This window comes from Oceanicaulis sp. MMSF_3324, assembly GCF_030733545.1.
GTDB lineage: Bacteria > Pseudomonadota > Alphaproteobacteria > Caulobacterales > Maricaulaceae > Oceanicaulis.
In genome coordinates, this window is the sequence record NZ_JASHIU010000001.1 from 243,016 (window position 1) to 258,824 (window position 15,809).

General features: G+C 62.7%; 17 protein-coding genes. 3 read left to right on the forward strand and 14 right to left on the reverse strand.

Annotated elements, in window-relative coordinates; translation table 11 throughout:
• Positions 1–45: 45 nt before the first annotated feature.
• From metK to RBA95_RS01205, 13 genes are all read right to left on the reverse strand, one after another.
• Positions 46–1,218, reverse strand: a complete 1,173-nt coding sequence (metK, locus tag RBA95_RS01140; protein ID WP_371933566.1) for a methionine adenosyltransferase — start codon at positions 1,216–1,218, stop codon at positions 46–48.
• A gap of 87 nt (positions 1,219–1,305) precedes the next feature.
• Positions 1,306–1,740 (reverse strand): helix-turn-helix domain-containing protein, encoded by a 435-nt coding sequence (locus tag RBA95_RS01145; RefSeq protein ID WP_306014946.1) that lies wholly within the window; start codon positions 1,738–1,740, stop codon positions 1,306–1,308.
• A gap of 56 nt (positions 1,741–1,796) precedes the next feature.
• Positions 1,797–3,371, reverse strand: a complete 1,575-nt coding sequence (lnt, locus tag RBA95_RS01150; RefSeq protein WP_306014947.1) for an apolipoprotein N-acyltransferase — start codon at positions 3,369–3,371, stop codon at positions 1,797–1,799.
• Between the two features lie 54 nt (positions 3,372–3,425).
• Entirely contained in the window at positions 3,426–4,355 is a 930-nt protein-coding gene (locus RBA95_RS01155; protein ID WP_306014948.1) for a hemolysin family protein, read from the reverse strand.
• 2 nt (positions 4,356–4,357) lie between these two features.
• Complete coding sequence (gene ybeY / locus RBA95_RS01160; protein ID WP_306014949.1) at positions 4,358–4,834, reverse strand: rRNA maturation RNase YbeY; 477 nt, start codon at positions 4,832–4,834, stop codon at positions 4,358–4,360.
• Positions 4,827–5,840 carry a PhoH family protein gene (locus RBA95_RS01165; protein WP_306014950.1) on the reverse strand — a complete coding sequence of 338 codons (1,014 nt, stop codon included), beginning with the start codon at positions 5,838–5,840 and terminating at the stop codon, positions 4,827–4,829. Before RBA95_RS01165 ends, ybeY begins: the two co-directional genes overlap by 8 nt.
• Positions 5,837–7,243: a tRNA (N6-isopentenyl adenosine(37)-C2)-methylthiotransferase MiaB gene (gene miaB / locus RBA95_RS01170; protein WP_306014951.1), complete on the reverse strand. Its 1,407-nt coding sequence runs from the start codon at positions 7,241–7,243 to the stop codon at positions 5,837–5,839. Before miaB ends, RBA95_RS01165 begins: the two co-directional genes overlap by 4 nt.
• A 125-nt stretch (positions 7,244–7,368) precedes the next feature.
• The gene (locus tag RBA95_RS01175) at positions 7,369–7,785 is read right to left on the reverse strand and encodes a Fur family transcriptional regulator (RefSeq protein WP_306014952.1); all 417 of its coding nucleotides are present in this window, start codon (positions 7,783–7,785) and stop codon (positions 7,369–7,371) included.
• A 104-nt stretch (positions 7,786–7,889) separates the two neighbouring features.
• Entirely contained in the window at positions 7,890–8,333 is a 444-nt protein-coding gene (locus RBA95_RS01180; protein WP_306014953.1) for a GNAT family N-acetyltransferase, read from the reverse strand.
• On the reverse strand, positions 8,330–8,977 hold the full coding sequence (gene tsaB / locus RBA95_RS01185) for a tRNA (adenosine(37)-N6)-threonylcarbamoyltransferase complex dimerization subunit type 1 TsaB (RefSeq protein ID WP_306014954.1): 648 nt from the start codon (positions 8,975–8,977) through the stop codon (positions 8,330–8,332). Before tsaB ends, RBA95_RS01180 begins: the two co-directional genes overlap by 4 nt.
• 3 nt (positions 8,978–8,980) lie before the next feature.
• Positions 8,981–9,619, reverse strand: a complete 639-nt coding sequence (locus tag RBA95_RS01190; protein WP_306014955.1) for a malonic semialdehyde reductase — start codon at positions 9,617–9,619, stop codon at positions 8,981–8,983.
• Positions 9,620–9,706: 87 nt separating this feature from the next.
• Positions 9,707–10,267, reverse strand: coding sequence for a NifU family protein (locus RBA95_RS14495; protein WP_371933567.1), 561 nt, complete (start codon positions 10,265–10,267; stop codon positions 9,707–9,709).
• 90 nt (positions 10,268–10,357) lie between these two features.
• Complete coding sequence (locus tag RBA95_RS01205) at positions 10,358–10,834, reverse strand: universal stress protein (RefSeq protein ID WP_306014956.1); 477 nt, start codon at positions 10,832–10,834, stop codon at positions 10,358–10,360.
• Positions 10,835–10,905: 71 nt separating this feature from the next.
• Between RBA95_RS01205 and RBA95_RS01210 the strand changes: the two genes are divergently transcribed.
• Positions 10,906–11,493: a hypothetical protein gene (locus RBA95_RS01210; RefSeq protein ID WP_306014958.1), complete on the forward strand. Its 588-nt coding sequence runs from the start codon at positions 10,906–10,908 to the stop codon at positions 11,491–11,493.
• Here the strand turns inward: RBA95_RS01210 and RBA95_RS01215 are convergent.
• On the reverse strand, positions 11,490–12,386 hold the full coding sequence (locus RBA95_RS01215) for a RimK family alpha-L-glutamate ligase (protein ID WP_306014960.1): 897 nt from the start codon (positions 12,384–12,386) through the stop codon (positions 11,490–11,492). The two genes, RBA95_RS01210 and RBA95_RS01215, sit on opposite strands and share 4 nt — an antisense overlap.
• Before the next feature lie 138 nt (positions 12,387–12,524).
• Here RBA95_RS01215 and RBA95_RS01220 point away from each other — a divergent pair, with 138 nt between their 5' ends.
• A complete protein-coding gene (locus RBA95_RS01220) occupies positions 12,525–13,526 on the forward strand; it encodes an adenosine kinase (RefSeq protein ID WP_306014961.1) in 1,002 nt (333 codons plus the stop codon).
• A 221-nt stretch (positions 13,527–13,747) separates the two neighbouring features.
• Positions 13,748–15,793, forward strand: a complete 2,046-nt coding sequence (locus RBA95_RS01225; protein WP_306014962.1) for a bifunctional diguanylate cyclase/phosphodiesterase — start codon at positions 13,748–13,750, stop codon at positions 15,791–15,793.
• The last annotated feature ends 16 nt before the right edge of the window (positions 15,794–15,809 follow it).

The window sequence follows — 15,809 nt, forward strand, 5'->3', positions numbered from 1 at the left end:
GCTGAAACAACCCGGCTCCGTGTTCTGTTTCAAAGGCGCAAGGACCTAGGCGAAATCCTTGAGCTGATCGACGAGATCGGTCTTCTCCCAGGAGAAGCCGCCATCCGCATCCGGCGTCCGGCCGAAATGGCCGTAAGCGGCGGTGCGCTCATAGATCGGCTTGTTCAGGCCCAGATGGGTGCGGATGCCGCGCGGGCTGAGATTGACGAGCTCGCGCAGGCGATATTCGAGCTTGGCTTCATCCACATCGCCGGTGCCATGAGTGTCCACATAGACCGAGAGCGGTTTGGACACACCGATAGCGTAGCTGAGCTGGATGGTGCATTTGCGCGCCAGGCCCGCCGCCACGACGTTTTTCGCCAGATAGCGCGCCACATAGGCCGCCGAACGGTCCACCTTCGTCGGGTCCTTGCCCGAGAAGGCGCCGCCGCCATGCGGCGCCGCGCCGCCATAGGTGTCCACGATGATCTTGCGGCCGGTCAGGCCGGCATCGCCATCGGGGCCGCCAATGACGAACTTGCCCGTCGGATTGACGTAGAACTCGTCTTCAGGCGGGAACCAGCCATCGGGCAACACCGATTGAACCACCGGGCGCACCAGTTCGCGCACATCGTCGAGATTGACGCCATCCTTGTGCTGGGTCGAAACCACCACGGAGGTGACGCCGACCGGACGGCCGTTCTCGTATTTCAGGGTGACCTGGGATTTCGCGTCCGGCTCGAATTCAGGCCGCTCGCCGGTTTTGCGCAGGCGCGCCATTTCCTTGAGAATCTGGTGCGAATAGGTGATCGGCGCGGGCATCAGCTCCGGCGTCTCGTCACACGCAAACCCGAACATGATGCCCTGGTCGCCTGCGCCTTCCTCTTCAAACGAGCCCGCGCCTTCATCCACGCCCTGGGCGATGTCGGCGGACTGTTCGTGCAGGAAATTGTGCAACTCGGCAGTGTCCCAGTGGAAGCCGTCCTGCTCATACCCGATATCGCGAACCGCGCGGCGAACCACGGATTCGATCTCGTCATCATTGATCTCGCCGGCGCAGCGCACTTCGCCGGCCAAAACGATGCGATTCGTGGTGGTCAGGGTTTCGCACGCCACGCGCGCAACCGGATCCTTGCTCAGAAACAGGTCCAGAATTGCATCGGAGATGCGGTCGCATACCTTGTCCGGGTGACCCTCGGACACGCTTTCACTGGTGAAGAGATAAGACGAACGGGCCAACGCGTGCTCCATATAAAGCGATCTTTATATGGCTGGCTTAAACCCTATCGGCGCGCGGAAAGCAAGGCTTGTCCGGTCACACTCTGTTCAGGATGCAGCGCCAGTGGCCGTGGCTTCCGCTTCTTCAGCGGCCAAAGTCCGCACCAGTTCCAGAATGCGACGACGGACCTTGGAATCCTTGATCCGAGCAAAGGCCTGCGCCAGAGCCACCCCATCAGCAGACTGGATGAAATCGTCCACGATCGGGGTCTGATCGCCTTCGGAAAAGCCGGGCTGCCCGATCGATTCAGCCACACCGTCGTAAAAAAACGACACCGGCACATCCAGAACCTTGGCGAGATTCCAAAGACGCCCTGCACCAACCCGATTGGTGCCGCGCTCATATTTCTGGACCTGCTGGAACGTGACGCCGAGCTCTTCGCCCAGCTTCTCCTGGCTCAGATTCAAAAGCTGACGCCGAAGCCGGATACGTGATCCCACATGGCGATCCACCGCGTTCGGGCCTCTCGGATTGGCAGTCATTTCGAATTCCTTATCTACGCAGGCATACAACCATAGTTTGGCCGGATGCGATACGCTCAACGCCCCTCGGAGGGTTGCCGACCTCTACCTAAATGCGCAGATGTCACAACCGATAGAAAATGCGCCACTGCCGCCAAAATCAGCAAAACAATTATCCAGAGTGCATTTCCATACATCCCATACGGCGTCTCGTTCAATCCTTCAAGCAATGTAATCATCAATACTTCAGTTGATTTTGAAGGAATGGATTCAATGAGCCTACCATAAGGATCGATCTGCCCTGATACTCCAGCCGCCGCTACTCTTACTAGGGGTAGGCCTTCTTCTATAGCGCGATATTGCGTTTGGTTAAGGAGCTGTCGAGGTCCAGTTGAGTTCCCGTACCAGGAGTCATTTGAAATATTCAACAACCATTCTGGTCTATTTGCCTGTCTTGGCGAATACCTCGGATAGACCGCCTCGTAGCAAATCAAGGGCGCCAGGCCTGGCAGCCCCTCAAGATCGAGCGTTCTCGCACCCGGTCCCGGACTGTAATACGGAGCGAGCTCGGACAAACTGTCGAAGCCGATCAATTCCGTCAGCAAACGCAAGGGATTGCTTTCACCGAACGGGACCAGCCGCGCTTTGTCATACTGTGCCTCAAGCACAGCGCCATTTTCTTCCAAAATTATCGAAACCAGCGAATTAAAATAGGCGCGAGGGCGGCCATTCAGCCCGATTTCGGTACGGGCCGTACCCGTAACCAAGCGAGTCCCCGCCGGGAAACGGTCCGAAATCGTCGATAAAAGGTCTGGAGAATCCAGCAACATGGCCGGTATCGCGCCCTCGGGCCAGATCACGGCGTCCGCCTGGCTCAGATCCGCGCTCTGCGACAAGGCCAGATACTGATCAAGTATGTCGTGACGCGCCTCATAACGCTTTTCGCTCTGAGGCAGGTTGAGCGATACCAGAAGGGCTTGCGTTTCGCTTGGCTCGAGCTCGGCCTGGGACAGGCGCTGAACGCCATAGAGCCAGCTTGAAGCCAGCAAGAACACACCCAGAGCAACAGGCATCAAGCGCGACAGACGCGATCCTGGACCGGACAGAGCCGCCGGGGCCGAAAAGGCGAACAGCGCCAGCACCGACAGGCCATAAGCGCCGATCAGGCTGGCGCTCTGACTGATCGCGCCGCCCGCCTCGAACACATGACCGGGCAGATTCCAGGGAAAGCCCGACAGAATGGTGCTGCGCAGGAGTTCAAGCGCCATGACGATCAGGACAAACGCGCCGATCCGTCCGGCGTGGCGCTGGGCAAGGCGCACATAAAGCGCGCCCGCAACGCCCCAGAACAGGGCCAGCCCGGCCGGCAGCACGATCAGCGGCGCCCAGATCAGCCAGGCATAGTCCCCGGCGCTGACCAGAAAAGCGTTCGCCACCCAGCCCGTTCCAGCCAGGAAGGCCCCGCTGGCGAACCAGAAGGCGCGGGCGAAACCGCTTCTGAGCGGACGGGGGCGTCGGCGCGCGTCATCAAGGGTCAGGACAAGCGCACTCAGGCCCAGCGCATAGGCGGGCCAGACAAAGAATGGCGCATGACCGAGTACACTGAACGCGCCCAGGACAAAGATGAGCAGGAAAAGTCGCCAGCCTGACAATGTGCGATACGCCGCGCGAACACGGCGCGCACGATGCATCAAGCCGCCCATTGTCTAATCCGGACTGATGGCGCCAGCGGCGACCCGGCTGGATTCATCGCCCGCCAGGGTCGACCCTGCGCCGGGCTTGACCCTCAGGCGCTTGATGCGCCGCGGATCGGAATCGAGCACTTCAAATTCAAAGCCGGACGGGTGCGCCAGCACTTCGCCGCGTTCGGGCACGCGGCCCGCGAGGTGGAAGACCAGCCCCCCCAGGGTATCGACGTCGTTTTCCTCTTCCTCGCTGGCGATGTCGCAGCCCACGATTTCCTCGAGATCCTCGATCATGGCGCGCGCATCCGCCTCCCAGCAATGCGGGCCCTTGGCGAGAATATTGGGCGTTTCCGCCTCGTCATGCTCATCCTCGATATCGCCCACAATGGGTTCGATCAGGTCTTCGAGCGTGACCAGGCCGTCCGTGCCGCCGAACTCGTCGACCACGAGCGCCATATGCATGCGCCGTGACTGCATCTTCAAAAGCAGGTCAAAGGCGCGCATGGAGGCGGGCACATACAAGAGCGGGCGGCGAATGGCCGGCAGGATGCGCATGTCCGCCCAGCTGTCCGGGCCTGCGCCTGCGCCTTCCTCGGCGAAGCGGGACATGTAGCCGAGCACGTCCTTGATGTGCGCCAGACCGACCGGATCGTCGAGGGTTTCCCGGAACACCGGCAGGCGCGAATGGGTGGCTTCACCGAACACCCGCGCCAGCTCCTTGAGCGGCGTCTCGATCTCGATGGCGACAATGTCGGCGCGCGGCACCATCACATCGTCCACGCGCATGTCCTGAAACTCGCGCATATTGATCAGGAAGGCGCTGGCGTCCATGGGATCGGGCGCGCCATTCACGATCGGCTCGTCAAGTTGGGGGACGTCATCGGGACGCGTCCCGTTAAAGGCCCGTTTCAGACGGGCCACAAGACTTCGCGAAGACGGATCGTCGTTCATGCCTATTCCTGTACGAGGTAGGGATCTTGCATCCCAAGGCCGGTCAGAACCGCCGTTTCCAGCGCCTCCATCTCGACCGCCTCGTTTTCCTCCTGATGGTCAAACCCGTTTAAATGCAAAACGCCGTGAAGCGCCAGATGCGCGGCGTGATCAATGAGCGATATCCCGGCCGCCTGTGCTTCTTTCGCACAGGTCTCATACGCCAGAATGACATCGCCTGGATATCCTTCGCGTTCCGGCGCCGGGAAGGACAGCACATTGGTCGGCCGGTCCTTGTCGCGGAAGCGCCGGTTCAGCTCATGCACCGTCGCGTCGTCGGAAAACAGGATTACGGCTGCGCCCGCACGCGGCGCATCGATCTGCTCCAGACCGGCCTCGATCGCTTTCAGGCACGCTTTCATGAGCCCGTCATGGCCGGACCAGAGCTCGGCCTCGACCACAAACTCAACGCGCTCGTCTTCCATCACCACATCAGCCATGGTCCGCCTCGTCGCTGCGGGCCGCATCATCGCGCTCATAGGCGTCCACGATGCGCGCCACCAAACCATGACGCACCACATCAGATCGATCAAACCGGTGCACGGCGATCCGCTCTTCATTCTGAAGAAGACGTAAGGCATGTGGCAGGCCCGACGGCTCGCCACGGCGCAAATCAGTCTGGGTGGGATCGCCCGTGACCGCCATGCGCGAGCCTTCGCCGAGGCGGGTCAGCACCATGCGCATTTGCGGAATGGTGGCGTTTTGCGCCTCATCCACGATCACGAAGGCCTTGTTCAGTGTCCGGCCGCGCATGAAGGCTAGCGGCGCCACTTCGACCCGGCCTTCCTCGCGCATCTTCTCGCTGATGCGCTGGCCCAGCGCATCGCGCAGGGCGTCCCAGATCGGCAGGAGGTAGGGATCAATCTTCTCGGTCAGATCGCCGGGCAGAAAGCCCAGGCGCTCGCCCGCCTCGACCGCCGGGCGCGTGATGATCAGGCGCTCGACGCTGCCCAGCGCCAGCTGGGAGGCGCCATAGGCGACCGCCAGCAAGGTCTTGCCGGTGCCGGCCGGGCCGACGCCGAAGATCATGTCGTATTCGCGATCGTTCTTGAGCGCCTTCACATAGCCTTGCTGGCCATTGGTGCGCGCGGCGAAGCTCGCCCCACGCGGCACCCGGATGACTGCGTCGATTTCCTCACCCGCATCGTCGTCAGCCATCAGACAGGCGGCGCGCGCGGCGGGAGGATCGATGGGCAGGCCTTCGCCCGCCCGGCCATAAAGCGCGTTCAGAACCCGGCGCGCCTCGATGCGCGTCCGGGCTTCTTCGGCTGTGATCACGATCTGGCCACCGCCCGGCGCTTCGAGCTGAACCTCCAGTTCGCGCTCGAGCGTGGCGAAGTTCTCATGACCGGGTCCGGCAATGATGCGAACGAGATCGGAATCTTCAAAATGCAGCGTTTCGGATGCCGCCTTACGGGGGCGACGAGGTTTTGATGAGCGGCTCACGCGGCGGCGCTTTCCTTTGTAGCCAGACGTCCAGACAGGGCGTTCTTGGTCGCCCCGGTTATCTCCACATTGGCGATCTGACCGATGAGTTCAACCGGACCGTCGCAATGAACTGCCTGCAGATAGGGGCTGCGGCCGGACAATTGGCCCTCAAAACGCCCTTCACGCTCGAACAGAACCGGCAAGGTCTTGCCGATCATGGACTGGTTGAACGCCACCTGCTGTTCGTTCAGCAGCGCCTGCAGACGCGCCAGACGTTCGCCTTTCACGCCTTCATCGATCTGGTTGAACATGGCCGCGCCGGGCGTGCCGGGACGCTTGGAATACTTGAACGAGAAGCACGAGGCGTAATTGACCTGGCGCACCAGCTCCATGGTCGCCTCGAAATCGGCATCGGTCTCGCCCGGAAAGCCCACGATCATGTCGCCGGAGATGGCGATGTCAGGGCGCGCGGCGCGCAGACGGGCGATGATGTCGAGATACTCTTCCGCCGTGTGCGAGCGGTTCATGGATTTGAGAATCTTGTCCGATCCCGCCTGCACCGGCAGGTGGAAATAGGGCATCAGCTTGGGCTCGTCCGCAAAGGCCTGGATGAGATCGTCATCCATGTCCTTGGGGTGAGACGTGGTGAAGCGGATGCGCTCAATGCCGCCGATCTTGGCCAGATGACGCACCAGCTGGCCCAGCCCCCAGACGCCGCCTTCGGGATCGCCCTTGGGCGCTTCGCCGTGGAAGGCGTTGACGTTCTGGCCCAGCAAGGTGACCTCGCGCACGCCCTTGGCGGCCAGCGCGCGGACTTCGGCGACGATCTGATCGACCGGGCGGGACCATTCCGCGCCGCGGGTGTAGGGCACGACACAGAAGGTACAGAACTTGTCGCAGCCTTCCTGCACGGTGACAAAGGCCGTATAGCCGTCCACCTGGCGCTCGGGCGCGGCCAGGGCGTCGAACTTCTCCTCGACCTCGAACTCGGTATCCAGCGCTTCACCGCGTTCACGATGCACGCTGGCGATCAGCTCAGGCAGCTTGTGATAGGTCTGGGGCCCCACCACGAGATCCACCATGGGCGCGCGGCGCTGGATTTCCGCGCCTTCCGCCTGGGCCACGCAGCCCGCGACCGTGATGGTCATGGGCTTGCCGGTGGTGGCTTTCTCTTCCTTGAGCGTCTTCAGACGCCCCAGCTCGGAATAGACCTTCTCGGCGGCCTTCTCGCGAATGTGGCAGGTGTTCAGGATCACAAGATCCGCGCCATCAGGCTCGTCCGCCGGTTCATAGCCCAGCGGCGCCAGCACGTCGCGCATGCGCTCGGAGTCGTACACGTTCATCTGACAGCCATAGGTCTTGATGAACAGGCGCTTGCGCTCTTTTCCCGTGGTCTCGGCGTCGCGAATGATATCGGTCATGGGCGGAGCCGGCCTCCCTGGCGGCGGAACTGTGTGGATAAGGGAGGACGGGTTATGGGGATAGAGTGGGGCGGATGCAAGGCGCCGCTTGAATATCCGCTGCCCGAAGCGCGGTTAACGCGCCCCTATTTGTCGTCCTCGATCTTCACGCCATAAAGCTCGAGCCGGTGATCGACCAGCTTGTATCCCAGGCGTCGGGCGATGGCTTCCTGCAGGCGCTCGATCTCTTCATCCATGAACTCGACCACATCGCCGGTTTTCAGGTCGATGAGATGGTCGTGATGGTCTTCGGACGCTTCTTCATAGCGCGAGCGGCCATCACGGAAGTCATGACGCTCGATGATCCCCGCCTCTTCGAACAGGCGCACGGTGCGATAGACCGTGGCCAGCGAGATGCGCGAATCCACTTCCGAGGCGCGGCGATGCAGCTCTTCGGCGTCGGGATGGTCTTCAGCCTGGGACAGGATGCGCGCAATGACGCGGCGCTGTTCGGTCATGCGCAGACCTTTTTCCACGCAAAGCTTCTCGATCCGGTCCGGCATCGCCATCTCCCTTGGCTTTGAGGCGTGAACCCCGTCAGTGACTTGATACCCAGCCTCGGCGGGCCGTGTCCATATGTCGCGCGGAAACTAAATCAGGTTCGTTCTCAGACCAGGTCGCGCGCCAGAACCCGGGCGGCGCTGCCATCGCGGTAATAGTTCTTGCGCAATCCGATCTGTCGATAGCCCTCGCGCTCATACAGCCCGCTGGCGGGCGCATTGCGCTCGGACACTTCCAGAAACAGGCGTTTCGCCCCCGCTCGTCGGGCGGCGATTTCAGACTGGGCCAGCAAGAAAGCGCCTACTCCGGACCGCCGGGCCGTAGGCGTAACGCCAATGGTCAACAGCTCACACTCACCGGCCACGGTCCGGATCAGGGACAATCCTTCAGGATCATCTCCCGAGCGCGCGATCAAGCCCAGCACGCCGGACGAGGCGAGCAGTCGGGCGAAATCGGCTTCACTCCAGGGCTCGGGAAAACATTGTGCATGCAAGGCGGCGTAAAGCGCGGCGGCTTCGGGGCCGGCCTCGAAAATCTCGGGCAGGCTCATGCCGGCGTCTGGCCGCCGGGCAGTTTGGCATCCGGAGGCCGCGCATAGAGCGGAGAAGGGGCGGGCGCATCCGCTGGCGCGCGTGACGTCAGGGCCAACAACGCGGGCAAGGGGGGCTTGGGGTCAAAATGACTGGGATCAGCGCCCAGATGCACCGCGCCCGATCCGGTCAGGATCACATCGCCGAACGCCTCGAACTCGTCCGCGGCGTCCCGTGCATCGCCATAGCTGATCTCGGTCACCGGACGGCCATGGGTGAAAATGCGCCAGACCAGATCGCCGCGCTTGGCGTCATGGATCGCCATGACGGTGCGCGCGCCCTCCGGGTCGGCGCGCAAGGCGAGGGCGTCCAGATTGGACACGCCCAGCGCCTTCATCCCTGTGGACAGGGCCAGGCCGCGCGCGAACGCAACACCGACGCGCGTGCCTGCAAACCCGCCCGGGCCGACATTGACGCCGATCCGATCAAGCGATCGAGGCCGGATCCCGGCGTCTTCCAGCAATTCAGAGACCATCGGCGCCAGCCGCTCGGCATGGCCGCGACCAATGTCTTCAGCATGTTCAAACACATCGTCCCCGATACTGACCGCGCAGGCGCACCAGGGACCGATTGTGTCCACCACCAGACAGGCGGGTGTGTTCATGTCTTACTTCAGCAGCTTGGCGCCCTGTTCGAAGGCGAGCTTCGGCAGACGCGGGAACAGTTTCTCAGTGGTGCCATAGCCCACATTGATCAGGAAGTTGGACCGCCAGGCGCCCATCTCTGAGTCATTCTTGAAGAATTCCTCATCCACGCCGTCCTTGTCAAAGCCGGACATCGGGCCGCAATCGAGCCCCAGCGCACGCGCCGCCATGATCAGATAGGCGCCTTGCAGGGAGCTGTTGCGGAAGCCGTTCTCAAACCGGGCCTCGTCGGATTCAAACCACTCCTTGGCTTCGGGCGCATGGGGGAAGAGCTGAGGAATCTTCTCATGGAAGTTCCAGTCCCAGGCCAGCACCACGGTCAGCGGCGCGGTGAGGGTCTTCTCCACATTGGACTCGATCAGGTGCGGCTTGAGGCGCTGCTGGCTCTCGCCCTGCAGGAACAGAAAGCGCGCCGGAGACTGGTTGGCGCTGGTCGGACCATATTGCAGCAGCTCGTAGAGCGCGCGAATGGTGGTTTCCGACACCTGTTTGTCTTCCCACGAATAGAAGGTCCGCGCGCCGCGGAACAGCTGATCGAGCGCATGGTCGCTCAGGACCGAATGGCGATCATCCAGGGCGAGCGGGGCTTGGCTGTCAGACATGGGAGGCTCCGAATTCGGTAATGGGATAAGGGTCAAAAGCGGCGATGATCGTCGTAACGACCATCGTGTGATTTGGTTCTGAAGCGATTAAAGCACAGCCTCGACGCTGCTCACTTCCGGAACATAGTGCTTGAGCAGGTTCTCGATCCCCTGTTTCAGGGTCAGGGTCGAGGACGGGCAGCCGGCGCAGGCGCCGCGCATGTGCAGGCTCACGACGCCGTTCGCCTCATCATAGCTGTGAAAGACAATGTCGCCGCCATCGCGCGCCACGGCCGGGCGCACGCGGGTGTCGATGACATCCTTGATTTCCTTCACGATCCCGGCGGCTTCGCCTTCATAGGCGGCATGGCCATCCTCATCGGTGTCGGCGAACAGCGGCTTGTCGCTTTCCAGGCAGTCCATGATCGCGCCCAGCACAGCCGGCTTGATATGGGGCCAGTCCACGCCCTCCGCCTTGGTGACCGAAATGAAGTCCTGACCGGCGAAGACGCGGATCACGCCGTCCACGCGGAACAGCTCGCGCGCCAGATAGGAGCTTTCCGCCTCCTCAGGCGTCGCGAAATCACGCGGACCGTCCATGGACACGGACTGGCCAGGCAGGAATTTCAGCGTATCAGGGTTCGGGGTGTCTTCAGTCTGGATAAACATAGCAGGCTTTCCGGGCGCAGGTTTCATCCCATGAAATGGCCTGCACGGCGCAAGCGTTCAACCCCGCACGCAGCGCACGGGCCGTTCGTATCAGGTCAGCGCCTTGATATCCTCGCGCGACAGATTGCCGGGAACCACGGTGACCGGAATGCTGCGATCCTCGAAAAGGCCCTTGCCGCGCCCGACCGCATTCACCAGCGGGCCGGGGCCGTCCTTGCCCACGGCGGCGCCCAGCACCAGGATCGAGATCGCCGTATCGGACTCCAGTAATGCGCGCAGGCATTCGATCAGCTCGCCTTCCTTGAGAATGACTTCGGGCCGGGTCTCGGTGACCTCTTCCACATCCTCTGACAGGCTTTCCAGCGCTTCCTCGGCGGCGGCGCGCGCTTCGGCGCGCATGGTTTCGCCCACGCCCAGCCAGTGCTCGAACCCGCCTTCGGTGTTCACAACAGCCAGAACCGTGACCACGCCGCCCGTATTGCGGGCGCGGCGCGCGGCGAAATAGGCCGCCGACCGGCTTTCTTCCGTGCCGTCAGCGATGAGAAGGAATTTACGGGGTGCGCTCATGGGTGAACGTTGCCGCGTTCCGTCATTTCCGGCAAGAGGGCGTGTAACCGAACCATTTGGACCCGACCGCCATGACTGACGACGCCTCGATCGCCCAACTGCAAGATCGCCGCAATCCCGTAACCCCGGCACGGGAGGTCATCCTGTTCGAAGACCGCCTGGAATGGGTGGAGGCGGGTCGTCTTGAGCGCCGCATTGCGCTGGACGCCGTCACCAGCGTCCGGCTCTCGGTCGAGCTGGCCGGACAACAAAGCCAGGTGGTCTGCCGGGTGCAGAGCGGATCGGGCGAGATCGTCTTCGGCAGTCGCCGAGCCGTCAAACCGGGCGTGTGGGACGACAATGCGCTGGACTTCCAGACCCTCCTGGTGCGCCTTCATGAAGCCCTGAGACCGCACTTTGACACGGTGCGGTTCACCGAAGGACAAACCCTGGGCTTCCGCCTGCTCATGGGCGGGATCGGCATCGTCATGACCAGCATGGCGATCAGCTATATGGGCTGGATGCTGCTCAAGGCGCAAAGCGCCATGATGGCGCTCGCCGGCCTGCCCTTCGCGGTCATCGGCGGCTATCTGGCCTTTGTCTTCCGCCCCGGACGTCCCGTGCCCTATGACCCGGAAGGCCTGATCACGCGCTTCAGGGCCGTGCCCAAGACCGACTAGCCCAGCTTCTCCTTGAGCGCCTCGACGAACACCGCGCCCAGATCCGGGCCCTGTTCGGGATACAGATAGGGCTCGATGATCTCGAGCTCCATCACCGCCAGACCGCCATCAAGGCCGCGCACCATGTCCACGCGCGCATAGAGGAACGCCTCCTCGCCGGTGATTTCACGCGCCTTGTCCAGCACCTGCCGGGCCAGGGCGAGATCGGCCTCGTCAGGCTCCCAGCGCACCTCGGTCGCGCCATACAGCGACTGCACCCGGTAATCGCCGGATTTGGGACGCTTGTTCAGGGCGTGGGAGAACCGGTCACCGAAGAAGATCATGGAATACTCGCCTTCCGCCGGCACGCCGGGCAGGAAGGGCTGGATCAGGCACCGGCCCAGCGGCAGCTCGTCCTCGGACGGCAAGGGCTCGCCCTTCTTGATCAGGGCCTGCCGCCAGGCGCCGCCGCCGACCAGCGGCTTGACCACGATCTTGTCGCCGCCAAAACGCTCAAAGCCGTCGGCAATGGACGCGGCATCCGCCTTGTCCGCCCACAGGGTCGGGATGGAAGGCGCGCCGGCGTCATCCAGCTCGCGCAGATAGGTCTTCTCGATGTTCCAGCGCACCAGGGCCGGGCTGTTCCAGACCGGGGCGATGGTGTTGAGACGGTCAAGCGTGCTCAGGAACAGCTCCAGCTTCGGCGGGTAATCCCAGACCGTGCCCACCATGAAGCCGTCATAGACCGAAGCATCGAAGTCCTGATCCCAGATGCAGGCTTCCAGCGAAATCCCCGCCGCATCACAGGCTTTTGACAGGGCGCCAAACTCAAGATCGAACTCGAACCAGTCCTCGCGGGCGCCAGGACGGTCCTTCATCATGTCGGCGGAGGTCAGAAAACAGATGCGGGTCATGGACTTCCTCTAAGCTGGTGGCGCTGGCGCCTCCGCTTACCGCGCCTCATCGCGCTTTACCAGAACCTGTCTGCGGGTTGAGTTTGCCCCAGCCGCGCGGTACACGCGCCCCGATTTCAGCTTCAGGAAAGTCCGCTCATGACCGATACCCGCTTCGATGTTCTTGGCGTCGGCAACGCCATTGTTGACGTGCTCGCCTCCGTGGATGACGCCTTCATCGAAAAACACGGCCTGGCCAAGGACGCCATGCTGCTGATCGACGAGGAGCGGGCCGAAGCATTGTACGAAGCGTTTCCTCCGGCTCAGGAAATCTCCGGCGGCTCTGCGGCGAACTCGCTGGCCGGCGTGGCCAGCCTCGGGGTGCGCGGCGCCTATATCGGCAAGGTCGCCGATGACCAGCTGGGCGAGGTGTTCGCCCATGACCTGCGCTCCATCGGCGTACATTACGACACCCAACCGCTCAAGGATGGCCCGTCCACCGCGCGCTGCCTGATCGCGGTTCCCGGTGACGCCCGTCGCGCGATGAACACCTTCCTGGGCGCATCCACCATGATGGATGAGGCCGATATTGACGCCGCGCTGGTCAAGTCCGCCACGGTGACCTTCCTGGAAGGCTATCTGTTTGACCGCCCCGAAGCGAAAGCCGCCTTCGTGCGCGCCTCCGAAATCGCCCAGGCGGCGGATCGCCGCGTCGCGCTCACCCTGTCAGACATCTTCTGCGTGGAGCGTCACCGCGACAGCTTCCGTCATCTGGTTAAGAACCATATCGACGTGCTGTTCGCGAACGAAGCCGAGATCAAGGCGCTCTATGAGGTCGAGGATTTCGAGACCGCGCTGGCCCACGTGCGCGCCGAAACCCGCGTCGCCGCCATCACCCGCTCTGAAAAAGGCGCCGTGATCGTATCGGGCGACGAAGAAGTACGAGTGGACGCCGATCCTGTAGAGACCATCGTGGACACTACTGGCGCGGGCGACCAGTTCGCCGCCGGCTTCCTGGCGGGCTATTCGCGCGGCGCCGACCTTGAAACCTGTGGCCGTCTGGGCGTGATCGCCGCTGCGGAAGTGATTTCCCATATGGGCGCCCGCCCGTTGGTGTCGCTCAAGGACCTCGCGGCCAAGAAAGGCGTCTCTCTGGACTAGGATCCGCGCTGTACTGAGCCGCAAAATTCTTCGGATGATTCATCAAGGACTCTGCTGATGCAGGGTCCTTTTTGAATTTTGGGCCGTCCTTAACCTGATTTTTAGCACATCAGTTCAGTCTCAACGTGTCTTGTGTGCATTCCGCACGCTTTTCGCCTGCAGCTGGGGTCCTGATGGCGCCGATCCGACACGCAATTTCCAGAGTGATGCGATCTCTGGTCATGAAATTCACTCTGCTTTGCGGGGTGATCCTCGTCGTGGCAACGACCGCGCTCATGGCTGTCGAATACCAGCTCAAGGCGCAGGACAACCGGGCAGCCGGTCTGGTCCACGCCGAACTGATTACTGAGCTTTTCACCACCACAGCGGCCAACGCCATCGCGGTGAGCGATATTGACGGGTTGAGCAACCGCCTGCTTGCCGATTTTGGCGAGCGCGAAGATGTCAGCTCGGTTTATGTCGCCAACGTCAATCGCCGGGTCATCGCCTCCTATGGCGACGTGCCCTATGAAATCGGTGATCGCGCCGCCGACCATTTGGTGCAATCCGCCGTCGGCGCCGTGGACACCCGGGTCGAAATGATTGGCGACGAGATCCGGGTCGCTGAACCGGTTTTCTACAACGGCCGACTGATCGGCGCTGTGGTCTCCACGGTGCCCATGTCCGCCGTGGTGACGCCCGCCATCGACATCATCGCCCGCCAGGTTCTGATCGCCTCTGTGGCGCTGTTGATCTTCCTGCCGCTGGTGGCGCTGATCGTCCGCAAGGCGCTGGGTCCCGTCCGCCGTCTGACCGAAGCCGCCCGGCTCGCCTCCTCGCGCAAGCTCGACCTGCGCATCGAAGTGAACACGGGCGACGAGCTCGAAGTTCTGGCCAACGCCTTCAACCGCATGTTCGCGCGTCTCGACGCCTCGGTGAAACGGGTTCACCGGCTCGCCTATGTGGACATGATCACCGAACTGCCCAACCGCGAACGCTTCCGCAAGGAAGTCGAGCGCGTCGCCCGCGAAGCCACCGAGGCGGGAGAAGAGGGCGCGATCCTGTTTCTCGATCTTGATCGCTTCAAGCGCGTCAACGATTCCCTTGGCATTGGCGAAGGCGACCGCCTTCTGGAAGCCGTGGGTCGCCGCCTGCGTGAAGCCGTGCGTGGCTGGGATCTGTCCCAGGGCGAGCTGACCAAGGAACCGTCCATGGTCGCGCGTCTGGGCGGAGATGAATTCACCGTGCTGCTGCCGCGCCTGCGCGACAGCGCCGACGCTGCGCGCCTGGCCCGCCGGATCGTGGATTCCGTGCGTCGTCCGTTCGAGATTTCCGGCCATCAGGTCTTCCTGGGCATTTCCGCCGGCATCGCCTGCTTCCCGCGGGACGGCTCTGATCCTGAAACCCTGCTGCGCCACGCCGACCTGGCCATGGCCTCGGTCAAGCGCGCGGGCGGCAATGCCTGCGAATTCTTCGAAAGCTCGATGAACCAGAGCGCGTTTGAACGCCTGGTGCTGGAAAACGAACTGCGCGAAGCCGTGCGGGATGACCAGCTCGTGGTGTTTTACCAGCCCAAGGTCTCCATGGTGGATGGCTCCATCGCGGGCTCTGAAGCCCTTGTGCGCTGGCGTCACCCTACGGCAGGCCTTCTGTCGCCGGGCGCCTTCATCCAGGCGGCTGAGGAATGCGGCCTGATTGGCGAGATCGGCGACTGGGTGCTGCGCCGGGCCTGCCACGAAGCGCAGATCCTGCGCGAACGCGGCATGTCCATTCCGGTCGCGGTCAACGTCTCCGCCATGCAGTTTGAAAGCGAAGGCTTCTCCCAGACCGTTCTTGAAGCGCTCCAGGATTCCGGCCTGCCGCCTGAGCTGCTGGAGCTGGAACTGACTGAATCCACCGCCATGCGCGAGCCCGAACGCGTCATTGAACAGATCGAACCGCTGCGTCGTCTGGGCGTCACCTTCGCCATTGACGATTTCGGCACCGGCCATTCCTCGCTGTCCTATCTGACCCGCATGCCGTTTGACGTGTTCAAGATCGACCAGAGCTTTGTCCGCGACATGAGCCAGGACGAGCACGCCCGCATTGTGGTCGAGACCATTTTGGCCATGGCGAAATCACTGAAGCTGAAAACGGTCGCCGAAGGCGTTGAGACCAACGACCAATACCGCGCCCTGCGCGCGCTGGGCGCGACGCTGGCTCAGGGCTATCTGTTCGGTCGCCCCATGCCCTTTGCAGAGCTCGAAGCCTTTGCGGCGCCGGGCGGTCAGAAAAGCGTGGCCGGTTAGACCTGATCACAACACC

Coding starts and splice junctions, on each gene's coding strand:
- RBA95_RS01180 (WP_306014953.1), bottom strand. CDS start 8,333: ATGAGCCTGCCCGAGATTTTCGAGGCCGGCCCCGAAGCCGCCGCGCTT.
- RBA95_RS01190 (WP_306014955.1), bottom strand. CDS start 9,619: ATGTCTGACAGCCAAGCCCCGCTCGCCCTGGATGATCGCCATTCGGTC.
- RBA95_RS01220 (WP_306014961.1), top strand. CDS start 12,525: ATGACCGATACCCGCTTCGATGTTCTTGGCGTCGGCAACGCCATTGTT.
- RBA95_RS14495 (WP_371933567.1), bottom strand. CDS start 10,267: ATGTTTATCCAGACTGAAGACACCCCGAACCCTGATACGCTGAAATTC.
- tsaB (WP_306014954.1), bottom strand. CDS start 8,977: ATGAACACACCCGCCTGTCTGGTGGTGGACACAATCGGTCCCTGGTGC.
- RBA95_RS01225 (WP_306014962.1), top strand. CDS start 13,748: ATGAAATTCACTCTGCTTTGCGGGGTGATCCTCGTCGTGGCAACGACC.
- RBA95_RS01205 (WP_306014956.1), bottom strand. CDS start 10,834: ATGAGCGCACCCCGTAAATTCCTTCTCATCGCTGACGGCACGGAAGAA.
- ybeY (WP_306014949.1), bottom strand. CDS start 4,834: ATGGCTGATGTGGTGATGGAAGACGAGCGCGTTGAGTTTGTGGTCGAG.
- RBA95_RS01175 (WP_306014952.1), bottom strand. CDS start 7,785: ATGCCGGACCGGATCGAGAAGCTTTGCGTGGAAAAAGGTCTGCGCATG.
- RBA95_RS01155 (WP_306014948.1), bottom strand. CDS start 4,355: ATGAACGACGATCCGTCTTCGCGAAGTCTTGTGGCCCGTCTGAAACGG.
- miaB (WP_306014951.1), bottom strand. CDS start 7,243: ATGACCGATATCATTCGCGACGCCGAGACCACGGGAAAAGAGCGCAAG.
- RBA95_RS01215 (WP_306014960.1), bottom strand. CDS start 12,386: ATGACCCGCATCTGTTTTCTGACCTCCGCCGACATGATGAAGGACCGT.
- RBA95_RS01145 (WP_306014946.1), bottom strand. CDS start 1,740: ATGACTGCCAATCCGAGAGGCCCGAACGCGGTGGATCGCCATGTGGGA.
- RBA95_RS01210 (WP_306014958.1), top strand. CDS start 10,906: ATGACTGACGACGCCTCGATCGCCCAACTGCAAGATCGCCGCAATCCC.